Here is a 23,292-nt window from a genome sequence, read left to right as displayed (position 1 = left end):
AAAGAAACAGTAAGCGGTATTCGTGAGAATCCGCATTATCTCGATGTGAGTATGTTTAATCACATTTTGAGTGGCAGCAGCAGCTTGATGTGGAATTGTAAGTTCGGAGCTAAGTCAGGCGGATATTCCCGATCCGCTTCGTTGCTTGCTCATAACCGGATATCAACCAGATACCAACTGGATGTCAGAAATGCCGCAGGCTTCAAAATGGCTCTGCGGCATTTCTGTATATTTCTATTTGTTTCTGTCTGCTTCTGTAAGTTTCTATATGCTTTTGTTGTTTCTATATGTTTTTCTGTTTACGGGCGGATCACTTTTCCTGCTTTTGTGAGCTTTTCCGCTATGGTATACATATTTGTTACGGTTCCCACTGCCGGTTCCTTCAGTCCGTAGAAGTTCACGCAGGTTCCGCAGGTCAGAATCTCGGTTCCCTGCTCCTGTAAGGTCTTAAGGTCTTCGATACATGGTGAATCCTGTGCAGTAAGTCTGGCTCCGCCATTATAAAACAGCATAACTGACGGCGGTGTCTCCAGCTGTGTCAGCGCATACACAAATCCCTTGATCAGGATCCCGCCAAGCTCCGGATCTCCATCTCCCATCTTATCGGAAGTGATGGCAACGGTATAATCTCCCTGCGGAACAGCCGGTGTGCAGACGATCTCAGGCTCTGCCTGGCTTCTTGCAGCAGGATCAGATTTTACTGTCATATTGATCTCGTAACCACCTTCTGTTTTTCTGGATACGAAACTGCATCCGGTACTTCCGGCAAGTCTGCTCAAATTGTTTACTGCTGTTTCGTTGTCTACCAGGATCAAGATCTCGTCTCCCTGCTCTGCCTTGTCAAGGATCTTCTTGGTCATTACAACCGGGATCGGACACTGTTTCCCCATTGCATCTACTGTGTGCTTCATACTCACTCCTCCTGTATTCTGTGATTTTTTATAATTGCTGTTTTATCATTATTGCTTTTTCGCTGTTTTCTTTTCTTTGATCTTTTATTTCTGCTCCAGCTCATGGGCCTGTTTGAAGATCTCACAGGCGCCTGTGTTTACACATCTTTCATGCGCGCAGTCCATAAAGGTCAGCTTCCTGCTGCTGTCCTCCTGCCGTGTATACTCACAGCAGACGGTTTCGCCCCCGTTCATGGTACGGCAGAAACCGGATATAAATTCCTCTTCGATCTCCATTCCTATCCCTCCGTCGGATTCTCAGTAATCTGGGCAGGTGTGATCTCCTCCAGCATTCCTGTTTCATTGTAGGCTTCAAACTGTTCCTCGATCTTTCCAAGGATATCTGCATACTGACAGAAGGCCTCCGCCAGCTCATCCCTGTGTTCCGGAAGCTTCTTGTAACAGACACGGTGCTCCATGCTTGCCCAGAGATCCATGGTCATCGTCCTCAGCTGGATCTCCACCGGAAAATACTCCATGGTATCCAGATAATACACCGGAACTGCAATGATCACGTGAAAGCTGCGGTATCCGTTAGGCTTGGGATTCTGTATGTAATCCTTTTCCCTGATAAAGATCAGTTCACTCTGCCGCTTCAGCGCATTTACAAGATTGTATATATCATCAATAAAGTAGCAGATCACACGGATCCCAGCGATATCCCGGAGATGATCCTTGGCGTTCTGCACACTGTCCGAATGTCCCAGCTTCTCCAGCTTCTTTTCGATGCTCTTCTTGGATTTGATCCGTTCCTGGATATTGTGGATCGGAGATACGGAAGACTTCTGATACAGGCTTCCGTTGAGCACCTCAAGCTTGGCGCGCATGATCTGACATGCGTTCTGATATGGCTGGATGCAATCGTAATACTGTTCGTTTGTCATGAAAACCCCTCTTTCGCGTTTGCTCAGCATATACTTGTATCTTACCGGACAAATGTGAGCAATCTGTAGTGATTTCCTAAGATTTTCCTGACCATTTTATTAAAAATCTATAAAGCCTCCGGCATCAGTCTGAAAGCTTATGGATAAAAAGACCACTGCGGAGCTTCGGTTCAAACCAGGTGCTCTTTGGCGGCATAAGCTTACCCTCGTCTGCGATCGTCATCAGCTCCTCCATGGATGTAGGATACATGGCAAAGGCAGCTCCTCCTGTCTCATCTGCAGCTGCTGCCAGATCCTTCAGTCTGTGGTTTCCTCCCATAAAGCGGATCCTCTCATCGGTACGCGGGTCACTGATCCCCAGAACCGGACCCAGGACCTTATCCTGAAGAATAGACACATCCAGCTGACCTACGCTGTCTTTACCCGCATAGATATCCGGATATGCCTTCAGATGGAACCATTCTCCGTCTACATACAGCCCGAAGCAGTGTTTCTCCACCGGTTTACATGGAAATCCCGGCATTGCCATCAGCTCAAAATTAAACTTCATGCTTCCGATAAAGGCTTTGGGTTCCATACCCTTGATATCCTTTACGATCCTGTGATACGGAAGGATGGTCAGCTGGTCATACGGAAATACCACTGACAGGAAAAAGTTAAATTCTTCTTTTCCGGTGTAGTCCGGATGCTCCGCTCTTCTCTTCTGTCCAACCTTTACTGCGGAGGCTGCTCTGTGGTGACCATCAGCAATATAGATAGAGGAGATTCCGCCAAAAAGACTATGTATAGTCCGGATCTTTTCTTCCTCATCTACGACCCATACACGATGTGTGATCTCGTCATCGGAAGTAAAATCATACACAGGAACATGTGCATTTTTCCATTCTTCCATAAGAGTAAGAAGCTCTGCCGGATATCTGCACGCCAGAAAAATAGGGCCTGTGTTGGCATCACAGACATCCACATGACGGATGCGATCCTGCTCCTTATCCTCTCTTGTAAGCTCATGCTTTTTGATCACACCATTCATGTAATCATCAATGGAACTGACACCTACGATCCCGGTCTGGGATCTTCCCTTACGGATCAGTTCATACAGATAATAGTTCGGTTTCTCATCCTGGATCAGGATCCCTTCTTTCTGGAAACGATCCAGATTTTCCCTTGCCTTCTGATAAACCTTCGGATCATAAAGATCAGTTTCCGGGTCCAGATCCATCTCCGCACGGTCTATATGGAGAAAAGATTCCGGATTTTTTTCCCCGATCTCTCTCGCTTCTTCTCTGCTGACTACGTCATAGGGAAGTGCAGCCACCTTTTCTGCTTTTTCCGAAGCAGGTCTTACTGCCCGAAATGCCTGAAATAAAGCCATTATGTTTTCCTCTCATTCCTGCCCGGCCATACGCCGGCCCTTCTTAAGATTTCTGCTTAGTTTGCAGAAAAATCATCCTGTCCATTCTAACACATATCAAAATTTCCCGCAAACCTTTATCCGGCCCGTCTTATGCCTTACGTTTGTTCAGCTCCGGCAGTACCGTCGCCAGCATGGTGAAAAAGCATGCACAGCCGCCTACAAGGTTGGAAACCGGTTCCGCCCAGAACACGCCGTCTGTTCCCAGGCCATTCACAGAAGGCAGCAGGAGCGTCAGCGGTACTACGATCACTACCTTTCGGAGCAGAGAAAAAAAGGTGGCCTTTTTTGCCTTTCCCAGTGCCACGAACACGCTTTGTCCGGTAAACTGCAATGCCATAAAGCAGAAGCCGAAAAAGTAAATATGAAGGGCAGGAACTCCCTTTTCCAGAAGCCCGGGATCGCTGTTAAAGATCCGGATGAAAAATTCCGGAAGCAGCTTCAGGATTCCCCAGCCTGCCAGGGTATAGATCACACAGACAGCTGTAATAAATTTAATTGCTTTTTTGACTCTGTCGTATGCTTTTTCTCCATAATTGAAGCTCATGACCGGAGAAGCACCTGTAGTAAGCCCATGGACCGGCATGGCGAAAATGTCACGGACAGAATTTAAAACTGTCATGACACCAACGTAGATATCACCACCCCAGGTCTGGAGTGTGGCATTGCATACCACCTGCACAAGACTGTTTGTAAATGCCATAAAAAAACCGGACATACCCAGGCTTACGATACTGCCCACTCTTTTCCAGGAGATCCTCATGGCGCTTTTTTTCAGGTTCAGGATCGCCTTTTTTCCTGTAAGGAAGCGTAAGACCCAGATGGCGGAACAGAACTGGGAAATGATAGTCGCCAAAGCCGCTCCCCGGACTCCCATGTGCATCCCAAAGATAAACAGGGGATCCAGAAGAATGTTCAGTACAGCACCGATCAGTATCGTGAGCATCCCTGTGTTTCCAAAGCCCTGGCTGTTGATAAACGGGTTCATTCCCAGAGTGATCATCACAAACAGGGTTCCCAGAAGATAGATCCTTATGTAGTCTGACGCATAGGAAAAGGTTACATCACTGGCGCCAAAGGCATATAGGATCGGTCTGTAAAAGATAAGGCCAATGGCTGTCAGGATCACTCCTGTGCCGATCAGCATCACAAAGGTGTTTCCCATGAGCATTTCTGCTTCTTCCCGGTTTCCTCTTCCCCGTTCCATGGAGCAAAGCGGTGCTCCTCCATTTCCAAAAAGATAGGTAAATGCGGTGATCAGGGTGATAATAGGAAAACACAGTCCCACTCCTGTCAGTGCAGTGGCTCCGATCTCAGGAATCCTTCCGATATAGATCCGATCCACAATGTTGTAAAGGAGGTTCAGGATCTGTGCAATGATCATCGGCACAGCTACCTCCATAATGTTACGATAGACATTTCCTGTTGAAAAGTCTGTTTGATGTGTCTGCATTTCTTTACACCTTCCTGCTTTTTTACTATTGTAAATAATACTATATCTGATATGCAAAGTAAATATTTCCCTGTAAGGCTGCTGTGGAAATATCAGACGTTACTGTTTGTTCACTGTAATATCCCGCAAACTGTTTTTTGTGAGCGAAGATCACAGAAAACCCGAGACATACCGCGCGAACTTATGCGATCAGCATAAATTCTGTACATCGCGAAGCATGTTGCTGAAAACGGAATGGACAGTAACTATCTGATTATCCGTGTATTTATTTCTTGCTATTTTTGTCTAAAAAAGTTATAATAAAGCCATAAAAACGGTAATGATTCCACGTAAAATCGGTCAAAAAACCACATCACTGGGAATCTGTTCCGCATGGAGGTATTTTTATGGATAATAATTATAAGGGCATGGCTGTAGGTGTTTTTGAGCTTGATAACCTGGTTGCCTGTTTTGTTGCTCTTGATGCTGCTTCCAAAGCAGCCAATGTCAGGATCCAAAGTGTTGAGCGTAACCGTCTGAAGAGTGGCGCCTGTGTCAAGATGCGTGGTTCTGTTTCTGACGTTAATGCAGCTATGGAGGTTGCGCTGGAGGCAGCCAAACCTCTTGGTAAGGTTGTTTCTCATACTGTGATCGCTTCTCCTTCTGAGGATACTGAGATCGCACTGAAGATGACGATCAATAAATAAAGGGGGCGACGGATTTATGAATTATGGTGCTTTTGGTTTAGTTGAGGTTGTTGGCAGCAGTAATGCAATCCTGGTGATCGACCAGATGCTGAAGACTTCTGATGTTTCTTTTCTTACCTGGCAGACAAAGTGTGGTGGACATGCCACTGTTTTTCTGACCGGTGATGTTTCTGCCGTTACAGCTGCCATTGACAGTGTAAAGGGAAACCCGCCTTGTGAGATCGTAGCTTCAGCAGTGATCTCCAATCCTTCCGGTGAGACGGTTCGTCTGGCTGAGGAAGAAGCGGCTAAGAATCACTTTATGTAGGAAATATCTATATTATAATAATGAACGTACGCAGGGAACCGCCCTGGCGTAGCGGGAAGGGCTTCGTCGTCCGCTGGCTTCTAAGGTGCTGCGGCTTCTGCTAAAACCATTCCAAAAAGTTCTGAACTCGCGTCAAGCCGCTCAGACAGCAGAACTTTTTGGAATAACGCAGAAACCACACCACCTAAGAATCAGCAGGACTCCTGCAGAACATCCCACTACGCCAGGGCGGTTCCCTGCTGGCTTTTGTATGCGTGAAATTTCCTCAGACACGGTGCTTTCATCGTTGATGCTCTGCTTCTACAAACTTCACACTTTCACTCTAGCCTATCTCCCCTTTCGCATGTCAGCAACTCTTTTCGCTATATTCTTTAAACTCACGCCTTCACTCTAGCACTCCACTCCTTCGCACGTCAGCCGGCGAGGTAGCGTCTGGTTTGGGCTGGCTCTGCAGGAGGGGTGCGCTTCTTAGGCGGTGGGAATCTGCGTTGCTGGAAAAAATCCAGCTGTTTGAGCGACGCAGGAGCGAGTTCTGGATTTTTTTCAGCGGTTTTAGCAGATTTCCGGCGCCTTAGAAGCCAGCCCCCGACGAAGCCCCAGCCCAAACCAGACGGTACCTCACCGGCGTCCGTCCGCAAAATCCACATCCACCATCTCCCGTCCATCTTCCACCTTCATCACAGCCACATCCCCCCGATGTGCCACAACCACTCTCTTCCCTCCGACATCACCGGAAAGCTCCATCAGCTCCCCATAATACTTCTTCGAAAAAACACAGGGATTCCCGGTCTTCCCATCATGCTCCACACAGGCGATTCCCTTCCCATCTCTCAAAAACACATCCACCAGTCCAAAAACCGTCTCCCACCGCAACCACGGCTGATCTGCCACCGTAAACAAACAAGCATCCATCTCCCGGTTGACCCGCAGCCCGATCTTCAATGAGGAAGATATCCCCTCATCCGGATGCAGATTATAAAGAAACCGCACGCCGAGCTTCTCTGCTTCCTGCGCAATCTCCTCATACTGTGTGACAACTGTGATCTCACACCTGTGCCCCTGTTCCTCCAGTGCTGCTTTCACTTTTTTCAGCTCCAGGAGAATATGCCTGTACATCGGCATTCCGTCTATCCCGTACAGTAGCTTATTGCTTCCAAACCGCCGGCTGTTTCCTGCTGCCAGCATGATCAGTCCCAGTTTCATATCACCGCTCCACTTCCTTTCGATTCTAGTACAGCGAAAATTAAGTAACCGCCATATTGACTTGCCTGATTTTTCATCTGCTGCGTTGTCGTCAATCGTCGTAGCCACCGCTACGCCTCATTCCTCCGCCTTGCAGATGAAGAAATCATCCTGCGTCAATATAGCAGAAACTTAATTTTCGCTGTACTAGCTGTTTACACTTCTCTGCAGGCTTCCGCAGATCACCATGATCCCAGACTCCTGACCTTGTGCCATAAGCTTCTCCGCCACACAAGGATCCTCCAGAGTATCTGCCTTGTTCAGATACGCAAGAAATCTTCGTCCGTCCACTCCTTTTTGCAATCCGTCTTCAGACCGGATGATCTTCCACACATCCATCCATGTCACAGGCTCATCTGTACGCTTTCCCAGAAATCCCGCCACATCATCCGGGCGGTGCGCCGTATCACAGATCCTTTTGCCGATGCAGTCAAGACCGATCACTCCCACTACCATATCCGCAAAAGCAGGGATCACCGGCTCATGAACAGCCGGTACTTTAAGGGGCCGGCGCCTGGATCCGTCAGCTTCCACAAGAAGAAGATCACAAAAGCCGGGCAGCTTTTCCAGGATCTCCTTTTCGGGGCCGGAAATCTTTGGCTGCCCGGCCTTATGATGAGCCGCGATGACGTATCCGTATTGTTCTATAAGCCGGCATACTCCCGAAACGTCCTCTGCCTCTGCAAAAGGACGTTCCGGTTCCCATGCCATATGTGTGGTTGTGGTCACGATCACTCGTTTTCCCTGTCCGGAAAATTTTTCTGCCAGTCCAAAGATCAGACTGGTCTTTCCGCCGCCTCCTGTGAATGCCACAGTAAGGGCTTTTTCATTCTTCTTCATGACACACTCCATTTATCTTCATATTTCTTTCAGGGGAGCCAGGCTCTGTATTGGCCACAGATCCTCGTTCCTCATATTTTTCTCCGTGCCCGGAAGCACTCCGCAGGAAAGCAGCACCTCCAGTACTCCCCCTGCGATACACCTCGCCTTGTCTGAGATCGTAAAACAGTTTTTCTTCTGTTCTGCCCTTGGGTCGATGTCCGCGATCTTCATTCCCTCAAAAACAGGGTAGCCGTCCCGGATCAGTCCCCGGATCACGCCGGAAATGGTAGCCTTCACCGGCGTATCACCTACCATGGCGATCACCTGGTCTTTTTCAACAAGATCTGCGATCTGACAGATGTTTTTCATGTTACCGGCTGCCGGTGAATGGATCACACGTTCCTTTCCGATCCCTGCGATCAGTCCCGGCACTCCGGTATTCGGCAGGGCACTGCCTTTTTTTATGATTCTTCCCAGGTTATGGCCGCGCATGGTCTCGATCACGTAATCCACATCCTCCCCTGCGGTAAAGCCCGGGCCAAGTCCCACAGTCAGTGGTGCCATATCCCTGCTGGTCCCAAGATTCTTTTTTGCAAGGATGGCATCAATCACTGCCTCCGGCTCCAGTTCGCGGATATATTTTCCATGGGTATCTGTCAGAAGGGGGATCTCTCCCTGTGCCCAGCATTTCCTGCACTGGGTCCGGATATCGTTCTCCGTGATCCTCCTGCACACAACGCCTTCTACCTCTGCAGTTCCGTCATAAACAGCTTCACAGAAAGCCACATGACGGCGAATGGCACTTGGACGGTCACATTCCAGGATCAGGACCTGATAGCCACTCTGATGAAGCTTGTGGATCACTCCTGTGGCCAGATCTCCGCCACCTCTCACAAGGATCATTTTATCAGTAAATGCCGCTGTTTTCATCTTCATACACCTGCTGTCCGTTTCTCGGCATTCCTGCCGCAAGAGTATCATAAAGCTCCGCATAGGTTGCATCCTTATACGGGGATACATAAAAGAGTCCCGCGATCCCGGCCGTAATTGCCGAAAGGACAGACCAGGGAATAAAGGAAAGATCCAGGATAAAGGTGTCCATCTTCTGTCCGTTCATCATCTCACGGCTTTTTGCAAACACTTCCTTTGTGCTCATATCCGGATATTCCGCAAGAAGATAAGGGATCATCTTATATTCGTAGGATTTTACCACTCCGGGAATAATAAAAAGCAGCGTCCACAATACAAGATACAGGTCCCGTAAAAACATGGTTTTTACGATATTACCGTAATTCCCGGAACGAAATACACTGAGGAGCTTTCCGGGCCCGGGTACAGAATAAAGGTTCTCAATGTAAAAATCTCTTCCGCCTACCTCCAAAACATTTCCCACAAAGAAATGAAAAAGGATTCCGATCAGAACCACAGCTACCACGGCACTGGCACTCAAAAGTGCAAAAAGCACTGCCAGTGGGGAGCGAAATACATGGCTGGCATAAGAAGTAACACCATTGATATCCGTACCCAAACGATACGTTGTAACACCGTAGTCCGGACTTACCACATTTCCGGCACTGCCAGTGGCCGCACCGCTTCCGCCGGTTGCCGTCACAATAGCCAGCACCAGACTTACCAGCACTGCTGACCAGTAATTTTTTTTGAATGCCTGTTTTCCACGCCATTTCAAGTCGCTGCGTTTCCAACTGATCTTCTGTTCATTCATAACTTAACCCTCCATATATGCTTCACGGACACAGAGCTCTCTCCGTCCCTTCTGCCACAGCGCAGGCTCCAGCTCTGCCAGATAACCGCCGCCGTTTTTTACATGCCATTCATAAAAAGCCCTGGGTCTGTCCGCATATTCTTCCATAATGTTCATGATCGTACCGCCATGTATCACAAGAGCCGCTGTCTTTATGTTGTTGCGGATACACTGTGTGACAGCCTTCTGAAATCCTGTAAGGCTCCGGTACTTAAACGCTTCTCGACTTTCTCCTCCCGGAAAAGGAAGCGTTCCATTGCTGTCGATCCACCTCTGATAATCCTGATTTCCGGAAAGCTCTTTATAATTTTTATTCTCAAACTCTCCAAAATCACACTCGGAAAGCTCTTCGATAATATGAAAGCTTTTTCCTGGAAAAAGGATCCCCGCAGTTTCCACACAACGGCAGAGCGGACTTACATAAAGGGCCTCCGGCATGGGATAGGTCAGCTTTTCCAGAAATTCCTTTCCCTCCGTGCTCAGCGGTTCATCCGTTGTTCCGATATAACGCTGAAGCTTATTTCCGGGTGTCTGTCCGTGTCGTATCAGATATAATCTAATCATCCTTCAGCACCGTCCCGATCCCGCATACCACTCTTGTGACCCTGCTACTTTTCGCAGCCAGTGCAGTGCACACCCGGCCAACAGCTTCTCGGTACTGCCGTTCAAAAGCATCCGCCGGAACGATCCCGTAGCCTACCTCCTCACTGACAAGGATCACATCCGGATCCTGCTGTGCCAGCTTTTCTGCCAGGCCGGTGAGATCTTCTCCTGCCTTCAGAGCTTTTCTTATGTATTCCTGAAATCCCAGAACACCCGCTGCCTTCAAAAGCTCCTCTTCTGTGATCTCTCCTCCGAATTTCCAGTCCACATCCGGGAACTGTGCTTTTGCATAGGCAGCTTTTCCCTGATATGCGCCTCCGATTATCATTTCCATATCTTTTTTACCTCATCCAAATCTTCATTACAGATTAAACGTGCCACCAAGAGCAAGCACCAGTGCCATCACAACCTCGCAGATGCAAAGGAAAAATCCGGAAAGATCACCTGTGGTCCCTCCAAAATATTTCAAAGCCATATAGTGATACCACCAAAATACCAGAAGTGCGCTGACAGCTGCCAGAACACCCAGGACCGGATCTACCCATATCATCAGCGCTGCAAGGATCACAAACATCGTGATAAGAACATTTCGCACTGCGATCTCTGACGCATTTCTGGAAAATTCTGCCACAGTCCCGTCTGTCCTTGCCTTGGGAAATGTGATCACACCGATCCCGGAAAGACATCTGGACATCATAAAGCCCAGGCTCATGATACAGATCCCGTTATAATTTCCAAGGAGCTGATCCCAGGCTCCCAGCCAGAGGATAAAATATACACAGGCTGTGATAATGGCAAATGCACCTGCATGGGAATCCTTCAGGATCTCCAGCCTCCTTGTGCGTTCCTGCCAGGAGCTTAATGCATCCGATGTGTCCAGAAGCCCGTCTACATGAATGCCGCCGGTAACAAATACCGGGATCACAGTAAGGATCACAGCGAGAAAAAATGGCTCCAGAGCTACGTGTACACCGAGGACCCCTCCTGCAAGCCAGGTCAGGATGCCGATGGCAGTACCCACAAAGGGGAAAAAGCACATCATAAATTTTATGTTTTCCTTCTTCCAGTCCACCATGGGCATGGGGATCTTTGAAAACATGGCAAAGGCTGCCTTAAAACTGTTCCATAAGCTTTTCATGTTTCCTTTCCTCCTTTATGCCATACAGGGATCCCGTATACGACTTCCACAACCTCTTCTGCCATCTCTGCCAGCTTCTGGTTGATCTGTCCCAGCTCTTTTTTGTACTGTTCTGACTCTTCCTCGTAGAGGATCCCGTCTGAAAAGATCTCGTTGGTGACGATCACCACATGCTTTGCCTGGGAAAGAAGATTTTTCACTCCTTCTGTGATCTTTTCTGCCACCTCCGGGTGGAAGCCGCCTTCCCGGAACATCTCATTTGCAACCAGATTGGACATGCACTCCAGAAGGACCACGCAGTCCTTCGGGATGAGCAACTCATCCAGCTCTGTATATCTTTCAATTGTCTCGAAGCCTTTTCCTGCACGCATGTGCCGGTGTCTGCGGATGCGCCTGTGGCTTTCTTCGTCAAAAGCCTGCATGGTGGCGATATAGATCCTTCTGGCTTCGCCAAAGGAAAGTACGGTTTCTTCCGCAAAAGCAGATTTTCCGCTTCCGCTGCCTCCTGTTACAACAACCAGCATATTATTTCAGCTCCTCGTACTGTTCTACATTGATATCACCAAAGGTACTCATGGAATTATATACTGCACAGGACAGATCCATCATCGGAAACAGTGCCACAGCTCCGGTTCCCTCGCCCAGGCACATGCCTGCGTGGATGATCGCTTCCTTGCCAAGCTCCTTCAGGAGCAGCTGTGCTGCAGGCTCTTTGGATACATGAGACGCAATGATATGATCACTTACCTGCGGGCAGATCTTTACTGCGATCAGTGCAGATACGCAGGAAATAAATCCGTCCATGACAACCGGCATTCCAAGTGCTGCTCCTCCAATGAATACTCCTGCCATTCCTGCAATATCCAGTCCACCTACCTTTGCCAGGACGTCAATGGCATCTGAACGATCCGGATTATTCAGGGCGATCGCCTTTTTGATCGCATTGATCTTCCGGACAAGCCCCTCACTGGTCAATCCGGCACCACGTCCGGTCATATCTTCCACCGGTTTTCCGAGAAGCACAGCTGCTACCGCACTGCTGGTGGTGGTATTTCCGATGCCCATCTCGCCGGTTGCAAGAACCTGATAGCCTTTTTCCTTCAGCTCCTCTGCCATGGCAATTCCGGCTTCGATGCCACGGATCGCCTGATCTCTTGTCATTGCCGGCTCTCTGGTCATATTTCTGGTCCCATAGGCAACCTTAAGATCTGTACGGACCTTTGTATCTGTGACCATTCCCACATCTACAGGAAAAAGCTCTGCTCCACACTGACGGCACATCACACAGCAGGTAGTAGTCCCTTCCAGAAAATTCTCAGCCACAACAGCCGTCACTTCCTGTCCGGTCTGGGTCACACCCTCTTCTACAACTCCGTTATCCGCGCACATGGCAACCACTGCTTTTTTCTCCACACGTACCTCCGGTGTACCTGTGATACCGGCGATCTGTGTCAGCATATTCTCCAGCTCTCCCAGAGAATGCAGGGGCTTTGCAATACTGTCCCATCTCTTTCTCGCCCCCTCCATAGCCTTTTCATCCAGAGGGCGGACTTTCTTCACTGCCTCATCCAAAGTCATCATTTGCTACCTCCAATCCTTTTACCTGTGGTAAAAATAATAAATTTACTAAAGATATAATTCAACGCCAGCACGATAAATTGTGTGCAGAATTTTGCAAACATATCCCGGAATCCCAGGATCTCCGCCAGAAACCATACGCCACCTACCTCAATGACCATGGTCACCAGACGGGCACTTATAAATTTCAGAAAGGGCCGTATATGATCCCTCCATGTTTCACAGCGGTCATGAAATACAAATCTGGAATTCACAACATAGGCAAACAGGATCGCCAGGATGATCGATATGATGTTGGCACTCATCAGCGGGATTCCCATTGCCCTCATGATATAAAAGCTTAACAGATTTACGAGAGTCGTACAACCACCCCAGAAAATATAACGGATCACATCATTTTCATAGAATTTAAGGATCCACTTTTTCATTGGTATCTCCTCCTCGTATGATCTTTGATACGATATATCTTGGACGACGTTTTACTTCCTCATAGATCCTGGCGATATAATATCCGATGATCCCAAGGCTCATCATCACAGCACTTCCAATAAAAAGCATCACGATCAGAAGTGTGGTATAGCCTTCCACCGCATGCCCGGAAAAATACCGGACTAGAGAATAGACCAGAAGGAGCAGGGAGCACCCAAAGCAGCCCACAGCACCGGCTGTTACAAACTGCAGCGGAAGTGTTGTAAATGCCACGATATTCCGAAACGCATAGCTGATCAGCGTTCCTGCAGACCATTTGGATTCTCCGGCCTCACGCTCCTGCACCTCAAAAGGTACGGAGATGCTTTTGAAGCCTATCCAGGATGATGCCGCCCGGAAAAACATGCTGCGCTCAGGCATGGCGAGAACACTCTCCACCGCTTTCCTGTCCAGCAGCTTGAAGTCGGAAGCGTTTTCCATATCAAAGCCGGTGGCACGGGACATGATCCGATAGAAAAATCCGGCACTTTTTCTGTGAAAAAGAGTTTCTTTTCCCCGGTTTTTCTTGATGCCCTCCACAACCTCGTAGCCCTGCTCCCAGAGCCGGTACATTTCCAAAAGGATTTCCGGCGGATGCTGCAGGTCACAGTCCATCACTGCCACCGCATCTCCGCATGCCTGTGCAAGGCCGGCCACAATTGCTGCTTCTTTCCCGAAATTTCTGGAAAAATGCACACCTGTCACATTTTTATCTTCCCTAGATACTTTTTCTATGGCTGCCCAGGTCCCGTCAGAGGAACCATCATCTACCAGGACCAGTTCATAACGGATCCCGGCCTGCCCCAGGAGCTCTCTGAGAGTCCGGCAGGTTTTCTCCACCATCGGTTCCTCATTACAGGCAGGCAAAACTACCGATAATCGGCTCATTTCTCCTGTTTTCCCCTTTCTTTTTGTTTTCCTTGGCGCCGGTAAGATATCACGATCCCGGCAAACAGGATCAGGCCGATCACCGTCAGTATCATTCCGGGCACAATATACGGTGTACAATATCTGAGTGCGATCGTATACCTGCCTTTTTTTAATTCCAGCCCCATATACATACTGTTTGCCTGCACAAGTTCTGTTTTTTCTCCATCTACATAGGCGGTAAAGCCTGCGCTGTATGGAATGGAAAATACCAGGATCTTATCGGAAGTGGTTGTGATATCTCCACGAATGCAATTTGTCTCCGTTTTGATATTCTGAAGACTTTCTTTTCCAAGCTCTTCTGTCTGTTCTTCAACAGAAGCCATGGGCTGACATACCACATACAGATCATCAAAGGTATATTCTCCCGGCATGGAGAATGTCAGTGTCATAGTTCCTGCAGAATAGTTTTTATATCCCATATTCAGAAGAAAATTATGTCTTCCGCTGTAGCCGTTGTATTTATCTGTAAAGATCCGGATAGTCTTGTCCACGGAGCCCAGCGAAACATCCACTGCTGATTCCTTGCTTTCTTTCCAGTAGCGCCAGTTATTATCTTCATAGCGCACAGTATTCTTCTCATATTCTGTCATGGAATCCCATTTTTTATCACTGACCACTGCACGTGGAGAATAGGCATTAAAATCCAGATTTTTTGCCACAAGATAAACCTCTGCCTCCGGCTCTCCCTGATATCCGATCTGTACGGTTGCTCCTTCTTTAGCCACAATGATCTTTCCGTCTTTTATCTTACAGCCTTTTCCTGCTTCCAGTGTAAAATCTGCTTTCTTATCGTCAAAGATGAGGTCTGTCTCAGAAAGACTGCTGTCCTCAAGGACTGCCCCCTGCAGGAGTGCCTGCTGCTTTTCGGTCACGGAAAGCTTTTCATAGTTTTCTCTGGGGATCCAGGAATCATAGGTATAACCAAGAGGAAGGGAATCCTCGTCTTCGTAGATCCTGTATTTTTTTGTGACTGCTGCTTCACTGTCATAGCCGTATGGCAGATACCCATATCCGCTTTTTTTGATGGCAAAATATTTCACCGAGGCAAGACGATCCAGGATACTCCGTCCGTCCAGGCTGCTGTAATGATAATCCCAGGGGGTATTCAGATACATCTCATCAAAGAAACGGCTGATATTTCCATTGGCCACACTGAAATAATAGGAAGTACTGTTGGTTCCCATATACATTGCAGTGTTTACATAAGAGCCCGTTTTGTACTGGTCATATCTGGTAACCGCTGAATCGTCCATTGACCGGATTGCTTTGTCCGGTCCGGACTGAAGCTTCTCCAGCGCCTGGTCCTTTTCCTCAAATTCTGACAGATAATCTTTTTCGTAAGAATACTGGTATGAAACATTCAGAAGGATGCTTGTCACAAGCACGGCCACGATCATTCCACAGAGATATTTTCCCTGTGTAAATACGTTTCCGTAGGAAACCACTGTAAACACAGCCAGGACCAGCATCATCAGTGCCATGATATTGCGTTCCGTGCGGGCGGATTCTGAAAACAGTGCCAACACGCAATATATCAGCAACATTACAAATATCCGTCGTTTTTCCCTGATGCCCAGAGTAAACAGTTCCGGATATGCCTGTACCAGGATATATGCGATCAGCATTCCATATGCCCAGATCCATCGGTTGGACACGTATGAAAATCCATTCAGTACATGACCAGCAAAGGGGATCAGCAAAAACAGGTTCAGAAGCACAAAGCCCAGCTTCAGTCCCGTATATTTTTTCTTTTTGGAAAAGATCACAAACACGCCTGCCATTGCGACTGCGGAATATCCAGCAACTCCCCACTGGATCATATTTTCGCCGATCAGGCAGCCGAGATATTTTTCGTAGTAAATGCGGTCATATAACAGCGGCACATAATTCTGCGCCTGAAAGCGCTCTGTTCCAAACAGAGTCATGACCACAGGTAAAAAGATCAGTGCAGCGATCATAAGTGCGACCAGATAAAAGCCAGCAAATTTTAGGAACCACTGAAATACATCTTTTACTGAACGCTTGCGGAATATTCCAAAATACCGGAAAGCTGCATACAGCACCATAAAGATACTGATCATATAAAAGAAATAAAAATTAGACATTGCCGCTACAGCCGTCGCACAGATAAAAAGGTATGGCTTTTCTTTTTTGTAAATCTTTTCAATTCCCATAAGGACCAGCGGCAGATAGATCATGGGATTGGAAAAATATGGGTGCTTCATGGACGCATAAATGGTCCATCCTGCAAAAATATAAACAAGGCTTCCAAGAAATGTGGCCTGTTTGGGATTCTTGCGGTAAAAGCAGTAAATGCTGAATGTGATACCCGCCAGATAAATGCGGAGAAAGATCAGAATCTCATATAAGATCTCTGTGTCTTTTTCCGGTACAAAAACGGACAGTAAGGTCAGCGGATCACCGATCGCATAATAATGAAGTGTTGTAAGGATATCGGAACCGTATCCGATATGCATATCCCACATAGGAAGGGAAAGCTTATGCTCCGTCACCAGCGTCTGCAGAACATTCCGCAGATATTTTCCATAATAGGCCAATGCATTGATGTGCTGCGGAACACCGTCATGACTCCAGATCAGGGATTTTCCATTGAAATAAAAACAACTGTAAATAAACAGCGAGATCGCCGCAAAAACAATCGTATACAGAATATAAAAATCTGCTTTTTTCTCTTTCCGGGATTTCTCCTTCGAAAAAATTCTCTTCATATATGTCTCTCCTGTATATGAAAAAAGGCCTGCGGTGCGCTAAACACCGCAGGCCTGTCACCTAATGCTTAATCAGCAAGCACACTGTATAAACAGTAACTATTGATCAATAATTAGTCTTCTTTCTTATCTGCTCCGTAAAGAGTGATAAGTTTCTGCAGATACTCATATCTAGCCTGAGCCTCAGACTCGTTCTTAGCAAACAGTCTTGCAGCTTTCTCAGGATTCTGACGCTGCAGAGAATTGTAACGAACCTCACCGTTCAGGAAGTCCATATAGTTCTCCATATCCGGTGTCTTGGAATCAAGGCTGAACTTGTTCTCAGCAGCCGGGTTGAATCTGAAGTTGTGCCAGTATCCGCACTTAACTGCCAGCTCTTCCTCTGTCTGAGCTTTGCTCATACCTTTCTTGATACCATGGTTGATACATGGAGCGTAAGCGATGATCAGGGATGGTCCCGGATATGCCTCTGCCTCTGCGATTGCTTTTACAGTCTGGTTGAAGTCAGCACCCATGGAGATCTGTGCTACATATACATAGCCATAGCTCATTGCGATAGATGCCATATCTTTCTTCTTAGTCTCTTTTCCGCCTGCTGCGAACTGAGCGATCGCACCTGTCGGTGTAGATTTGGAAGACTGTCCGCCTGTGTTGGAGTAAACCTCTGTATCGAATACCATAACGTTGATGTCACGTCCGCTTGCAAGAACGTGGTCAACACCACCGAATCCGATATCGTAAGCCCATCCGTCACCACCGAAGATCCACTGGGATTTCTTGGAGAGGAAGTCTTTCTGTGCAAGGATCTCGTTAGCCTTGTCACATCCGCAAGCCTCAAGAGCTGCAACGAGTTTCTCTGTAGCTGCACCATTTGTTGCGCCTACAGCATAAGTATCCAGCCATTCCTGACCAGCTGCCTTAACATCCTCGTTTGTTCCGTTAGCTACAAGGTCTTCGATCTTCTCTTTCAGACCGCCACGGATCGCACGCTGTGCAAGAAGCATACCATAACCGAACTCTGCGTTATCCTCGAACAGAGAGTTTGACCATGCAGGTCCCTGTCCCTTAGCGTTTGTTGTGTATGGTGTAGATGGTGAAGAGTTACCCCAGATAGAGGAACATCCTGTAGCATTTGCAATGTACATTCTGTCACCAAAGAGCTGTGTGATCAGCTTAGCGTATGGTGTCTCACCACAACCTGCACAAGCGCCGGAGAACTCAAGGAGTGGCTGTTTGAACTGGCTGCCTTTTACAGTTGTCTCTTTATATTTAGCGATAACGTCTTCCTTCTGAGGAAGTGTTACACCGTAATCGAAGAATTTCTGCTCTTCTGTGTTAGCTTCAAGCGGAGCCATCTCAAGAGCTTTGTTGCCTTTCTTTCCTGGGCAGACATTTGCGCAGGAACCACATCCTGTACAGTCAAGAGCGGATACAGTCATTGTGAATGTATAGTCTTTCATTCCTGTAAGAGGAAGTGTCTTGATTCCCTCTGGAGCGTTAGCTGTCTCATCTGCTGTCATAGCAACCGGACGGATTGCAGCATGCGGGCAGACATATGCACAGCGGTTACACTGGATACAGTTGTCCGGAACCCATACAGGAACGTTAACTGCGATACCACGTTTCTCATATGCAGCTGTTCCGGATGGTGTTGTACCATCTACATAATCCTTGAATGCAGATACTGGGAGGCTGTTACCTTCCTGAGCATTGATCTTGCACTGGATGTTGTTTACGAAGTCCTGAGCTTCCTGAGCACCGTGGGATGCGTGAGACATGAAGAGTCCCTCGTCCTCAGCGTTCTTCCAGCTCTCCGGAACCTGAACCTCTACGATCTGTTTAGCACCGGCATCGATAGCTGCCCAGTTCTTCTTAACAACGTCATCACCTTTACGTCCGTAAGTAGCTTTAGCAGCAGCTTTCATAAGCTCGATAGCCTGCTCCTCAGGAATGATTCCTGTAAGTTTGAAGAATGCGGACTGAAGGATTGTGTTGATACGTGTTGGTCCCATGCCAGTCTCAATACCAATCTTAACACCATCGATGGTGTAGAATTTGATATTGTGGTTAGCGATGAAAGCTTTAACCTGTCCTGGAAGATGTTTCTCAAGTCCTTCCATATCCCAAGCACAGTTCAGAAGGAATGTACCTCCGTCAACAAGCTCCTGTACCATGTTATATTTGTTAACATAGGACGGATTATGACATGCAACGAAGTTTGCTTTGTGGATCAGGTATGTGGATTTGATCGGTTTCTTACCGAAACGAAGGTGAGACATTGTAACACCGCCGGACTTCTTGGAGTCATAATCGAAGTAAGCCTGAGCGTACATGTCTGTGTTATCACCGATGATCTTGATGGAGTTCTTGTTAGCACCTACAGTACCATCAGCTCCAAGTCCCCAGAACTTGCAGTTTGTTGTTCCCTCTGGTGTTGTAACAAGTGGTGCGCCTGTCTCAAGAGAAAGGTTTGTAACATCATCAACGATACCGATTGTGAATTTCTCTTTCTCAGTGTTCTCATATACTGCTACGATCTGTGCAGGTGTTGTATCTTTGGAACCAAGTCCGTAACGTCCTGTAAAGATCTTAACATCGCTGAACTTGCTGTCGCGAAGAGCTGCAACAACATCAAGATACAGAGGCTCGCCAAGAGCTCCTGGCTCTTTTGTTCTGTCAAGAACAGAGATCTGCTTAACTGTATCCGGGATTGCATCGATAAGAGCCTGTGCACAGAATGGTCTGTAAAGACGAACTTTAACAACACCGACTTTCTTGCCAGCTGCCATAAGGTAATCGATGGTCTCCTCGATGGTATCGTTTACGGAACCCATAGCTACGATGATGTGCTCAGCGTCAGCAGCTCCGTAGTAGTTGAACAGTTTGTAGTCTGTTCCGATCTTCTCGTTAACTTTGTCCATGTACTCCTGAACAACTGCCGGAAGAGCGTCATAATATGGATTACATGCCTCTCTTGCCTGGAAGAAGATATCCGGGTTCTGAGCGGAACCTCTCTGACATGGATGGTTCGGGTTCAGAGCACGGTTACGGAACTCTGCGATTGCGTCCATATCTGCCATATCTTTCAGATCTTCATAGTCCCATGTCTCGATCTTCTGGATCTCATGAGATGTACGGAATCCGTCGAAGAAGTTGATGAATGGAACTTTTCCTTTGATTGCTGCAAGATGAGCAACCGGTGTAAGGTCCATAACCTCCTGTACAGAAGACTCACAAAGCATTGCACATCCAGTCTGACGACAGGCCATAACGTCGGAATGGTCACCGAAAATACAAAGTGCGTGGGAAGCAAGTGCACGGGCAGATACGTTGATAACTCCCGGAAGCTGCTCACCAGCGATCTTGTAAAGGTTCGGGATCATAAGCAGAAGACCCTGGGAAGCTGTGTAGGTTGTAGTCAGGGCACCTGCTGCCAGAGAACCGTGAACGGCACCTGCTGCACCTGCCTCAGACTGCATCTCTGTAACCTGTACTTCCTGTCCAAAGATGTTCTTTCTTCCCTGAGTTGCCCACTCGTCTGTAGCCTCAGCCATTACAGATGAAGGGGTAATCGGGTAAATAGCAGCTACATCAGAAAAAGCGTATGATGCATGAGCGGCTGCATGGTTACCATCCATGGTTTTCATCTTTCTTGCCATTGTTTTTTCCTCCTTAAAGGTTTGTTAAAAAATATATTATTTAGGCTTATGAAGGCCTAAAATTCCATTGGTTATTATATCATAGATTCCCAGTTATGTCCATTTTCTTTCATTGTTTTTTGTATATTATCCTGTACAAACGCCGTTATCTTTTTCACAAATAAAAAAGAGCTGTTCGGAATTTTTCCTCTCCAAACTGCTCTCCTTATCATCTCATACGCTTATCCCAACTCACATCCGGGAATCACTTCTCCTCTTTTCCGAAAAGATCCTTCATGGATTTCCGACGGAGCATTGTCCACAGCTGATCCTGGATCTCCTGAAGCTCATCATGTGCATGGCAGGGAACTCCGTCCTGTCCGTTCCTTGGACACTGATATGTGCCGTTCAGGCACTCAATGATGGACATATCCGGATCGATCGCACTGTATATCTCATATAATGACAGTTCTTCCGGATCTCTCTTCAGCGCGTAACCGCCATGAACTCCGCGGTATCCTTCCACGAGCCCTGCATTCTGAAGCTTCTTCAGTATCTTGTATGCAAAGGGTGCTGTGATCGATTCCCTCTCACAGATCTCGCTGACGCTCAAACGCGGCTTCCACATCAATGCGCGGATAACCCGCATCGCATAATCGCTTTCTCTGGTGATAAACATTTTTAACCTCTCTTCTGTTCAACTAAGCTGCTGATTTATGATAGTTTCCGCATTCCATCCGATCTGCCACGTTCCTGGGTGTTTCTGATGTGCCAGAGAGCCGGATATCCATATCCCCGGAATACTTCATTACCACATACGACAGTATAACCCATTTTTTTATATAATAAAAGGTTATTATTTTCCTGTGATTCATAGTAATCCCCTGTTTTTCCTTTATTTAGCCGAAAAAAGGAAAATACAGCTTGCAAATTTTTCAGTTTACGGTACAATAGGAAACGATTGTAATGCTTTCGTATGTAATTGAAACGATATTTATTTAATGAAAAAAGAGGTATGATATGATTTCAGCAAATAACATCACACTGCGCGTTGGAAAAAAAGCGCTGTTTGAAGACGTTAACATCAAATTTACAGAGGGTAACTGTTATGGATTGATCGGCGCCAACGGCGCAGGAAAATCTACATTCCTCAAAATCCTTTCCGGTCAGCTTGAGCCTACCAAGGGCGACATTGTGATCACCCCCGGTCAGAGACTTTCTTTCCTGCAGCAGGATCACTTCAAATATGATGCTTATCCGGTTCTGGATACTGTCATCATGGGTAATGAAAGACTCTATCAGATCATGAAAGAGAAAGAAGCCATTTACGCAAAGGAAGATTTCACAGACGAAGATGGCATCCGTGCCAGCGAGCTTGAGGGTGAGTTTGCAGAAATGAACGGATGGGAAGCAGAGTCCGATGCTGCTACTCTTCTCAACGGTCTCGGAGTCGACACCGAGTTCCACTATACACAGATGGCAGACCTTACCGGTAGTATGAAAGTCAAGGTTCTTCTTGCACAGGCTCTTTTCGGAAATCCTGATATCCTTCTTCTTGATGAGCCGACCAACCACCTGGATCTTCCTGCTATCGAATGGCTGGAGGAGTTCCTGATCAATTTTGACAATACAGTTATCGTAGTATCCCATGACCGTTATTTCCTGAACAAGGTCTGCACACATACTGCTGATATCGATTATGGCAAGATCCAGCTTTATGCCGGAAACTACGACTTCTGGTTTGAATCCAGCCAGCTTCTGATCAAGCAGATGAAAGAGGCCAACAAAAAGAAAGAGGAGAAGATCAAAGAGCTCCAGGAGTTCATCTCCCGTTTCAGCGCCAATGCTTCCAAATCCAAGCAGGCGACTTCCAGAAAGCGTGCCCTGGAAAAGATCCAGCTGGATGACATGCGTCCTTCCAGCCGTAAATATCCATACATCGACTTCCGCCCGAACCGTGAGATCGGAAACGAGGTCCTCATGGTGGAAAATCTGTCCAAGACCATTGATGGAGTAAAGGTTCTGGACAACATTTCCTTCACTCTTGGTCGTGAAGATAAGGTTGCCTTTGTGGGCGCCAACGAGCAGGCCATCACAACCTTCTTCAAGATCCTTACAGGTGAAATGGAGCCGGATGAAGGAAATTACAAATGGGGCGTTACCACTTCCCAGGCATATTTCCCGAAGGATAACACACAGGAATTCGATAATGACCTTACTATCACCGACTGGCTGACACAGTACTCCGAGATCAAGGACGCAACCTACGTCCGTGGATTCCTTGGCCGTATGCTTTTCCCTGGTGAGGATGGTGTAAAACGTGTCCGCGTTCTTTCCGGTGGTGAAAAAGTTCGCTGTCTTCTTTCCAAGATGATGATCTCCGGTGCCAATATCCTGATCCTGGATGAGCCAACCAACCATCTGGATATGGAGTCTATCACAGCACTGAACAACGGACTGATCAAATTCCCGGGAGTGATCCTTTTCACCTCACACGATCACCAGTTTGTACAGACAACTGCAAACCGCATCATGGAGATCCTTCCTAACGGCAAGCTGGTAGACAAGATCACCACTTACGACGAGTATCTTGCCAGCGACGAAATGGCCAAGAAGCGTCACGTATTCCAGGTTAACGAAGAGGACGCACAGGATAACTAAATCCCATGCTTCTGTAACAAAAAATCTCCC

At 47.3% G+C, this 23,292-nt stretch carries 22 protein-coding genes; 3 read left to right on the top strand and 19 right to left on the bottom strand.

All coding sequences use genetic code 11. From position 1 onward, the window contains the following. Positions 1 to 299: 299 nt before the first annotated feature. The 5 genes from yedF to ABCM67_RS03470 all read right to left on the bottom strand — a co-directional run bounded on the left by yedF (position 300) and on the right by ABCM67_RS03470 (position 4,698). Complete coding sequence (yedF, locus tag ABCM67_RS03490) at positions 300 to 911, bottom strand: sulfurtransferase-like selenium metabolism protein YedF (protein ID WP_015524772.1); 612 nt, start codon at positions 909 to 911, stop codon at positions 300 to 302. 84 nt (positions 912 to 995) lie between these two features. Then, complete coding sequence (locus ABCM67_RS03485; protein ID WP_015524771.1) at positions 996 to 1,187, bottom strand: hypothetical protein; 192 nt, start codon at positions 1,185 to 1,187, stop codon at positions 996 to 998. A gap of 2 nt (positions 1,188 to 1,189) precedes the next feature. Then, on the bottom strand, positions 1,190 to 1,834 hold the full coding sequence (locus tag ABCM67_RS03480) for a hypothetical protein (RefSeq protein WP_015524770.1): 645 nt from the start codon (positions 1,832 to 1,834) through the stop codon (positions 1,190 to 1,192). Between the two features lie 124 nt (positions 1,835 to 1,958). Beyond that, complete coding sequence (locus ABCM67_RS03475; protein WP_059085609.1) at positions 1,959 to 3,206, bottom strand: DUF1015 family protein; 1,248 nt, start codon at positions 3,204 to 3,206, stop codon at positions 1,959 to 1,961. Between the two features lie 130 nt (positions 3,207 to 3,336). Continuing rightward, positions 3,337 to 4,698, bottom strand: a complete 1,362-nt coding sequence (locus ABCM67_RS03470) for an MATE family efflux transporter (protein ID WP_059085608.1) — start codon at positions 4,696 to 4,698, stop codon at positions 3,337 to 3,339. Positions 4,699 to 5,084: 386 nt separating this feature from the next. Here ABCM67_RS03470 and ABCM67_RS03465 point away from each other — a divergent pair, with 386 nt between their 5' ends. Next, a complete protein-coding gene (locus ABCM67_RS03465) occupies positions 5,085 to 5,384 on the top strand; it encodes a BMC domain-containing protein (RefSeq protein WP_015524766.1) in 300 nt (99 codons plus the stop codon). 16 nt (positions 5,385 to 5,400) lie between these two features. Continuing rightward, positions 5,401 to 5,691 carry a BMC domain-containing protein gene (locus ABCM67_RS03460; protein WP_059085607.1) on the top strand — a complete coding sequence of 97 codons (291 nt, stop codon included), beginning with the start codon at positions 5,401 to 5,403 and terminating at the stop codon, positions 5,689 to 5,691. 618 nt (positions 5,692 to 6,309) lie between these two features. Here the strand turns inward: ABCM67_RS03460 and ABCM67_RS03455 are convergent. From ABCM67_RS03455 to ABCM67_RS03390, 14 genes are all read right to left on the bottom strand, one after another. Beyond that, the gene (locus tag ABCM67_RS03455) at positions 6,310 to 7,002 is read right to left on the bottom strand and encodes a nucleotidyltransferase family protein (RefSeq protein ID WP_195635112.1); all 693 of its coding nucleotides are present in this window, start codon (positions 7,000 to 7,002) and stop codon (positions 6,310 to 6,312) included. Positions 7,003 to 7,080: 78 nt separating this feature from the next. Continuing rightward, positions 7,081 to 7,773: a selenium cofactor biosynthesis protein YqeC gene (gene yqeC, locus ABCM67_RS03450; protein WP_195635111.1), complete on the bottom strand. Its 693-nt coding sequence runs from the start codon at positions 7,771 to 7,773 to the stop codon at positions 7,081 to 7,083. A gap of 18 nt (positions 7,774 to 7,791) precedes the next feature. Further along, a complete protein-coding gene (yqeB, locus tag ABCM67_RS03445; protein ID WP_330611341.1) occupies positions 7,792 to 8,691 on the bottom strand; it encodes a selenium-dependent molybdenum cofactor biosynthesis protein YqeB in 900 nt (299 codons plus the stop codon). Further along, positions 8,663 to 9,478 (bottom strand): DUF975 family protein, encoded by an 816-nt coding sequence (locus ABCM67_RS03440; RefSeq protein ID WP_147603030.1) that lies wholly within the window; start codon positions 9,476 to 9,478, stop codon positions 8,663 to 8,665. Before ABCM67_RS03440 ends, yqeB begins: the two co-directional genes overlap by 29 nt. 3 nt (positions 9,479 to 9,481) lie before the next feature. Continuing rightward, positions 9,482 to 10,081, bottom strand: coding sequence for a histidine phosphatase family protein (locus ABCM67_RS03435; protein WP_147603031.1), 600 nt, complete (start codon positions 10,079 to 10,081; stop codon positions 9,482 to 9,484). Continuing rightward, positions 10,074 to 10,454 carry a bifunctional adenosylcobinamide kinase/adenosylcobinamide-phosphate guanylyltransferase gene (locus ABCM67_RS03430; protein WP_021650419.1) on the bottom strand — a complete coding sequence of 127 codons (381 nt, stop codon included), beginning with the start codon at positions 10,452 to 10,454 and terminating at the stop codon, positions 10,074 to 10,076. The genes ABCM67_RS03435 and ABCM67_RS03430 overlap by 8 nt, the downstream gene beginning before the upstream one ends. Positions 10,455 to 10,481: 27 nt before the next feature. After that, on the bottom strand, positions 10,482 to 11,258 hold the full coding sequence (locus ABCM67_RS03425) for an adenosylcobinamide-GDP ribazoletransferase (protein WP_147603032.1): 777 nt from the start codon (positions 11,256 to 11,258) through the stop codon (positions 10,482 to 10,484). After that, a complete protein-coding gene (locus ABCM67_RS03420; RefSeq protein ID WP_147603033.1) occupies positions 11,255 to 11,782 on the bottom strand; it encodes a bifunctional adenosylcobinamide kinase/adenosylcobinamide-phosphate guanylyltransferase in 528 nt (175 codons plus the stop codon). Before ABCM67_RS03420 ends, ABCM67_RS03425 begins: the two co-directional genes overlap by 4 nt. Before the next feature lies 1 nt (position 11,783). Beyond that, positions 11,784 to 12,836 carry a nicotinate-nucleotide--dimethylbenzimidazole phosphoribosyltransferase gene (gene cobT / locus ABCM67_RS03415; protein WP_147603108.1) on the bottom strand — a complete coding sequence of 351 codons (1,053 nt, stop codon included), beginning with the start codon at positions 12,834 to 12,836 and terminating at the stop codon, positions 11,784 to 11,786. Further along, positions 12,836 to 13,264 (bottom strand): GtrA family protein, encoded by a 429-nt coding sequence (locus tag ABCM67_RS03410; protein ID WP_114002571.1) that lies wholly within the window; start codon positions 13,262 to 13,264, stop codon positions 12,836 to 12,838. The genes cobT and ABCM67_RS03410 overlap by 1 nt, the downstream gene beginning before the upstream one ends. Further along, positions 13,245 to 14,192, bottom strand: coding sequence for a glycosyltransferase family 2 protein (locus tag ABCM67_RS03405; RefSeq protein ID WP_147603034.1), 948 nt, complete (start codon positions 14,190 to 14,192; stop codon positions 13,245 to 13,247). Before ABCM67_RS03405 ends, ABCM67_RS03410 begins: the two co-directional genes overlap by 20 nt. Then, positions 14,189 to 16,963, bottom strand: coding sequence for a YfhO family protein (locus ABCM67_RS03400; RefSeq protein WP_342992498.1), 2,775 nt, complete (start codon positions 16,961 to 16,963; stop codon positions 14,189 to 14,191). Before ABCM67_RS03400 ends, ABCM67_RS03405 begins: the two co-directional genes overlap by 4 nt. A 113-nt stretch (positions 16,964 to 17,076) precedes the next feature. After that, the gene (nifJ, locus tag ABCM67_RS03395) at positions 17,077 to 20,622 is read right to left on the bottom strand and encodes a pyruvate:ferredoxin (flavodoxin) oxidoreductase (RefSeq protein WP_015524748.1); all 3,546 of its coding nucleotides are present in this window, start codon (positions 20,620 to 20,622) and stop codon (positions 17,077 to 17,079) included. 244 nt (positions 20,623 to 20,866) lie between these two features. Continuing rightward, entirely contained in the window at positions 20,867 to 21,280 is a 414-nt protein-coding gene (locus tag ABCM67_RS03390) for an Rrf2 family transcriptional regulator (RefSeq protein WP_147603037.1), read from the bottom strand. Positions 21,281 to 21,621: 341 nt separating this feature from the next. On the opposite strand from ABCM67_RS03390, the gene ABCM67_RS03385 reads away from it, so the two are divergent. After that, on the top strand, positions 21,622 to 23,262 hold the full coding sequence (locus ABCM67_RS03385) for an ATP-binding cassette domain-containing protein (RefSeq protein ID WP_021650411.1): 1,641 nt from the start codon (positions 21,622 to 21,624) through the stop codon (positions 23,260 to 23,262). Positions 23,263 to 23,292: the final 30 nt, after the last annotated feature.

Source organism: Blautia sp. 2227st1_G12_2227SCRN_220401 (assembly GCF_039062885.1).
In the GTDB taxonomy this organism is placed as follows: Bacteria; Bacillota; Clostridia; order Lachnospirales; family Lachnospiraceae; genus Blautia_A; species Blautia_A fusiformis.
This window is presented reverse-complemented; position numbering and strand designations above follow the sequence as displayed.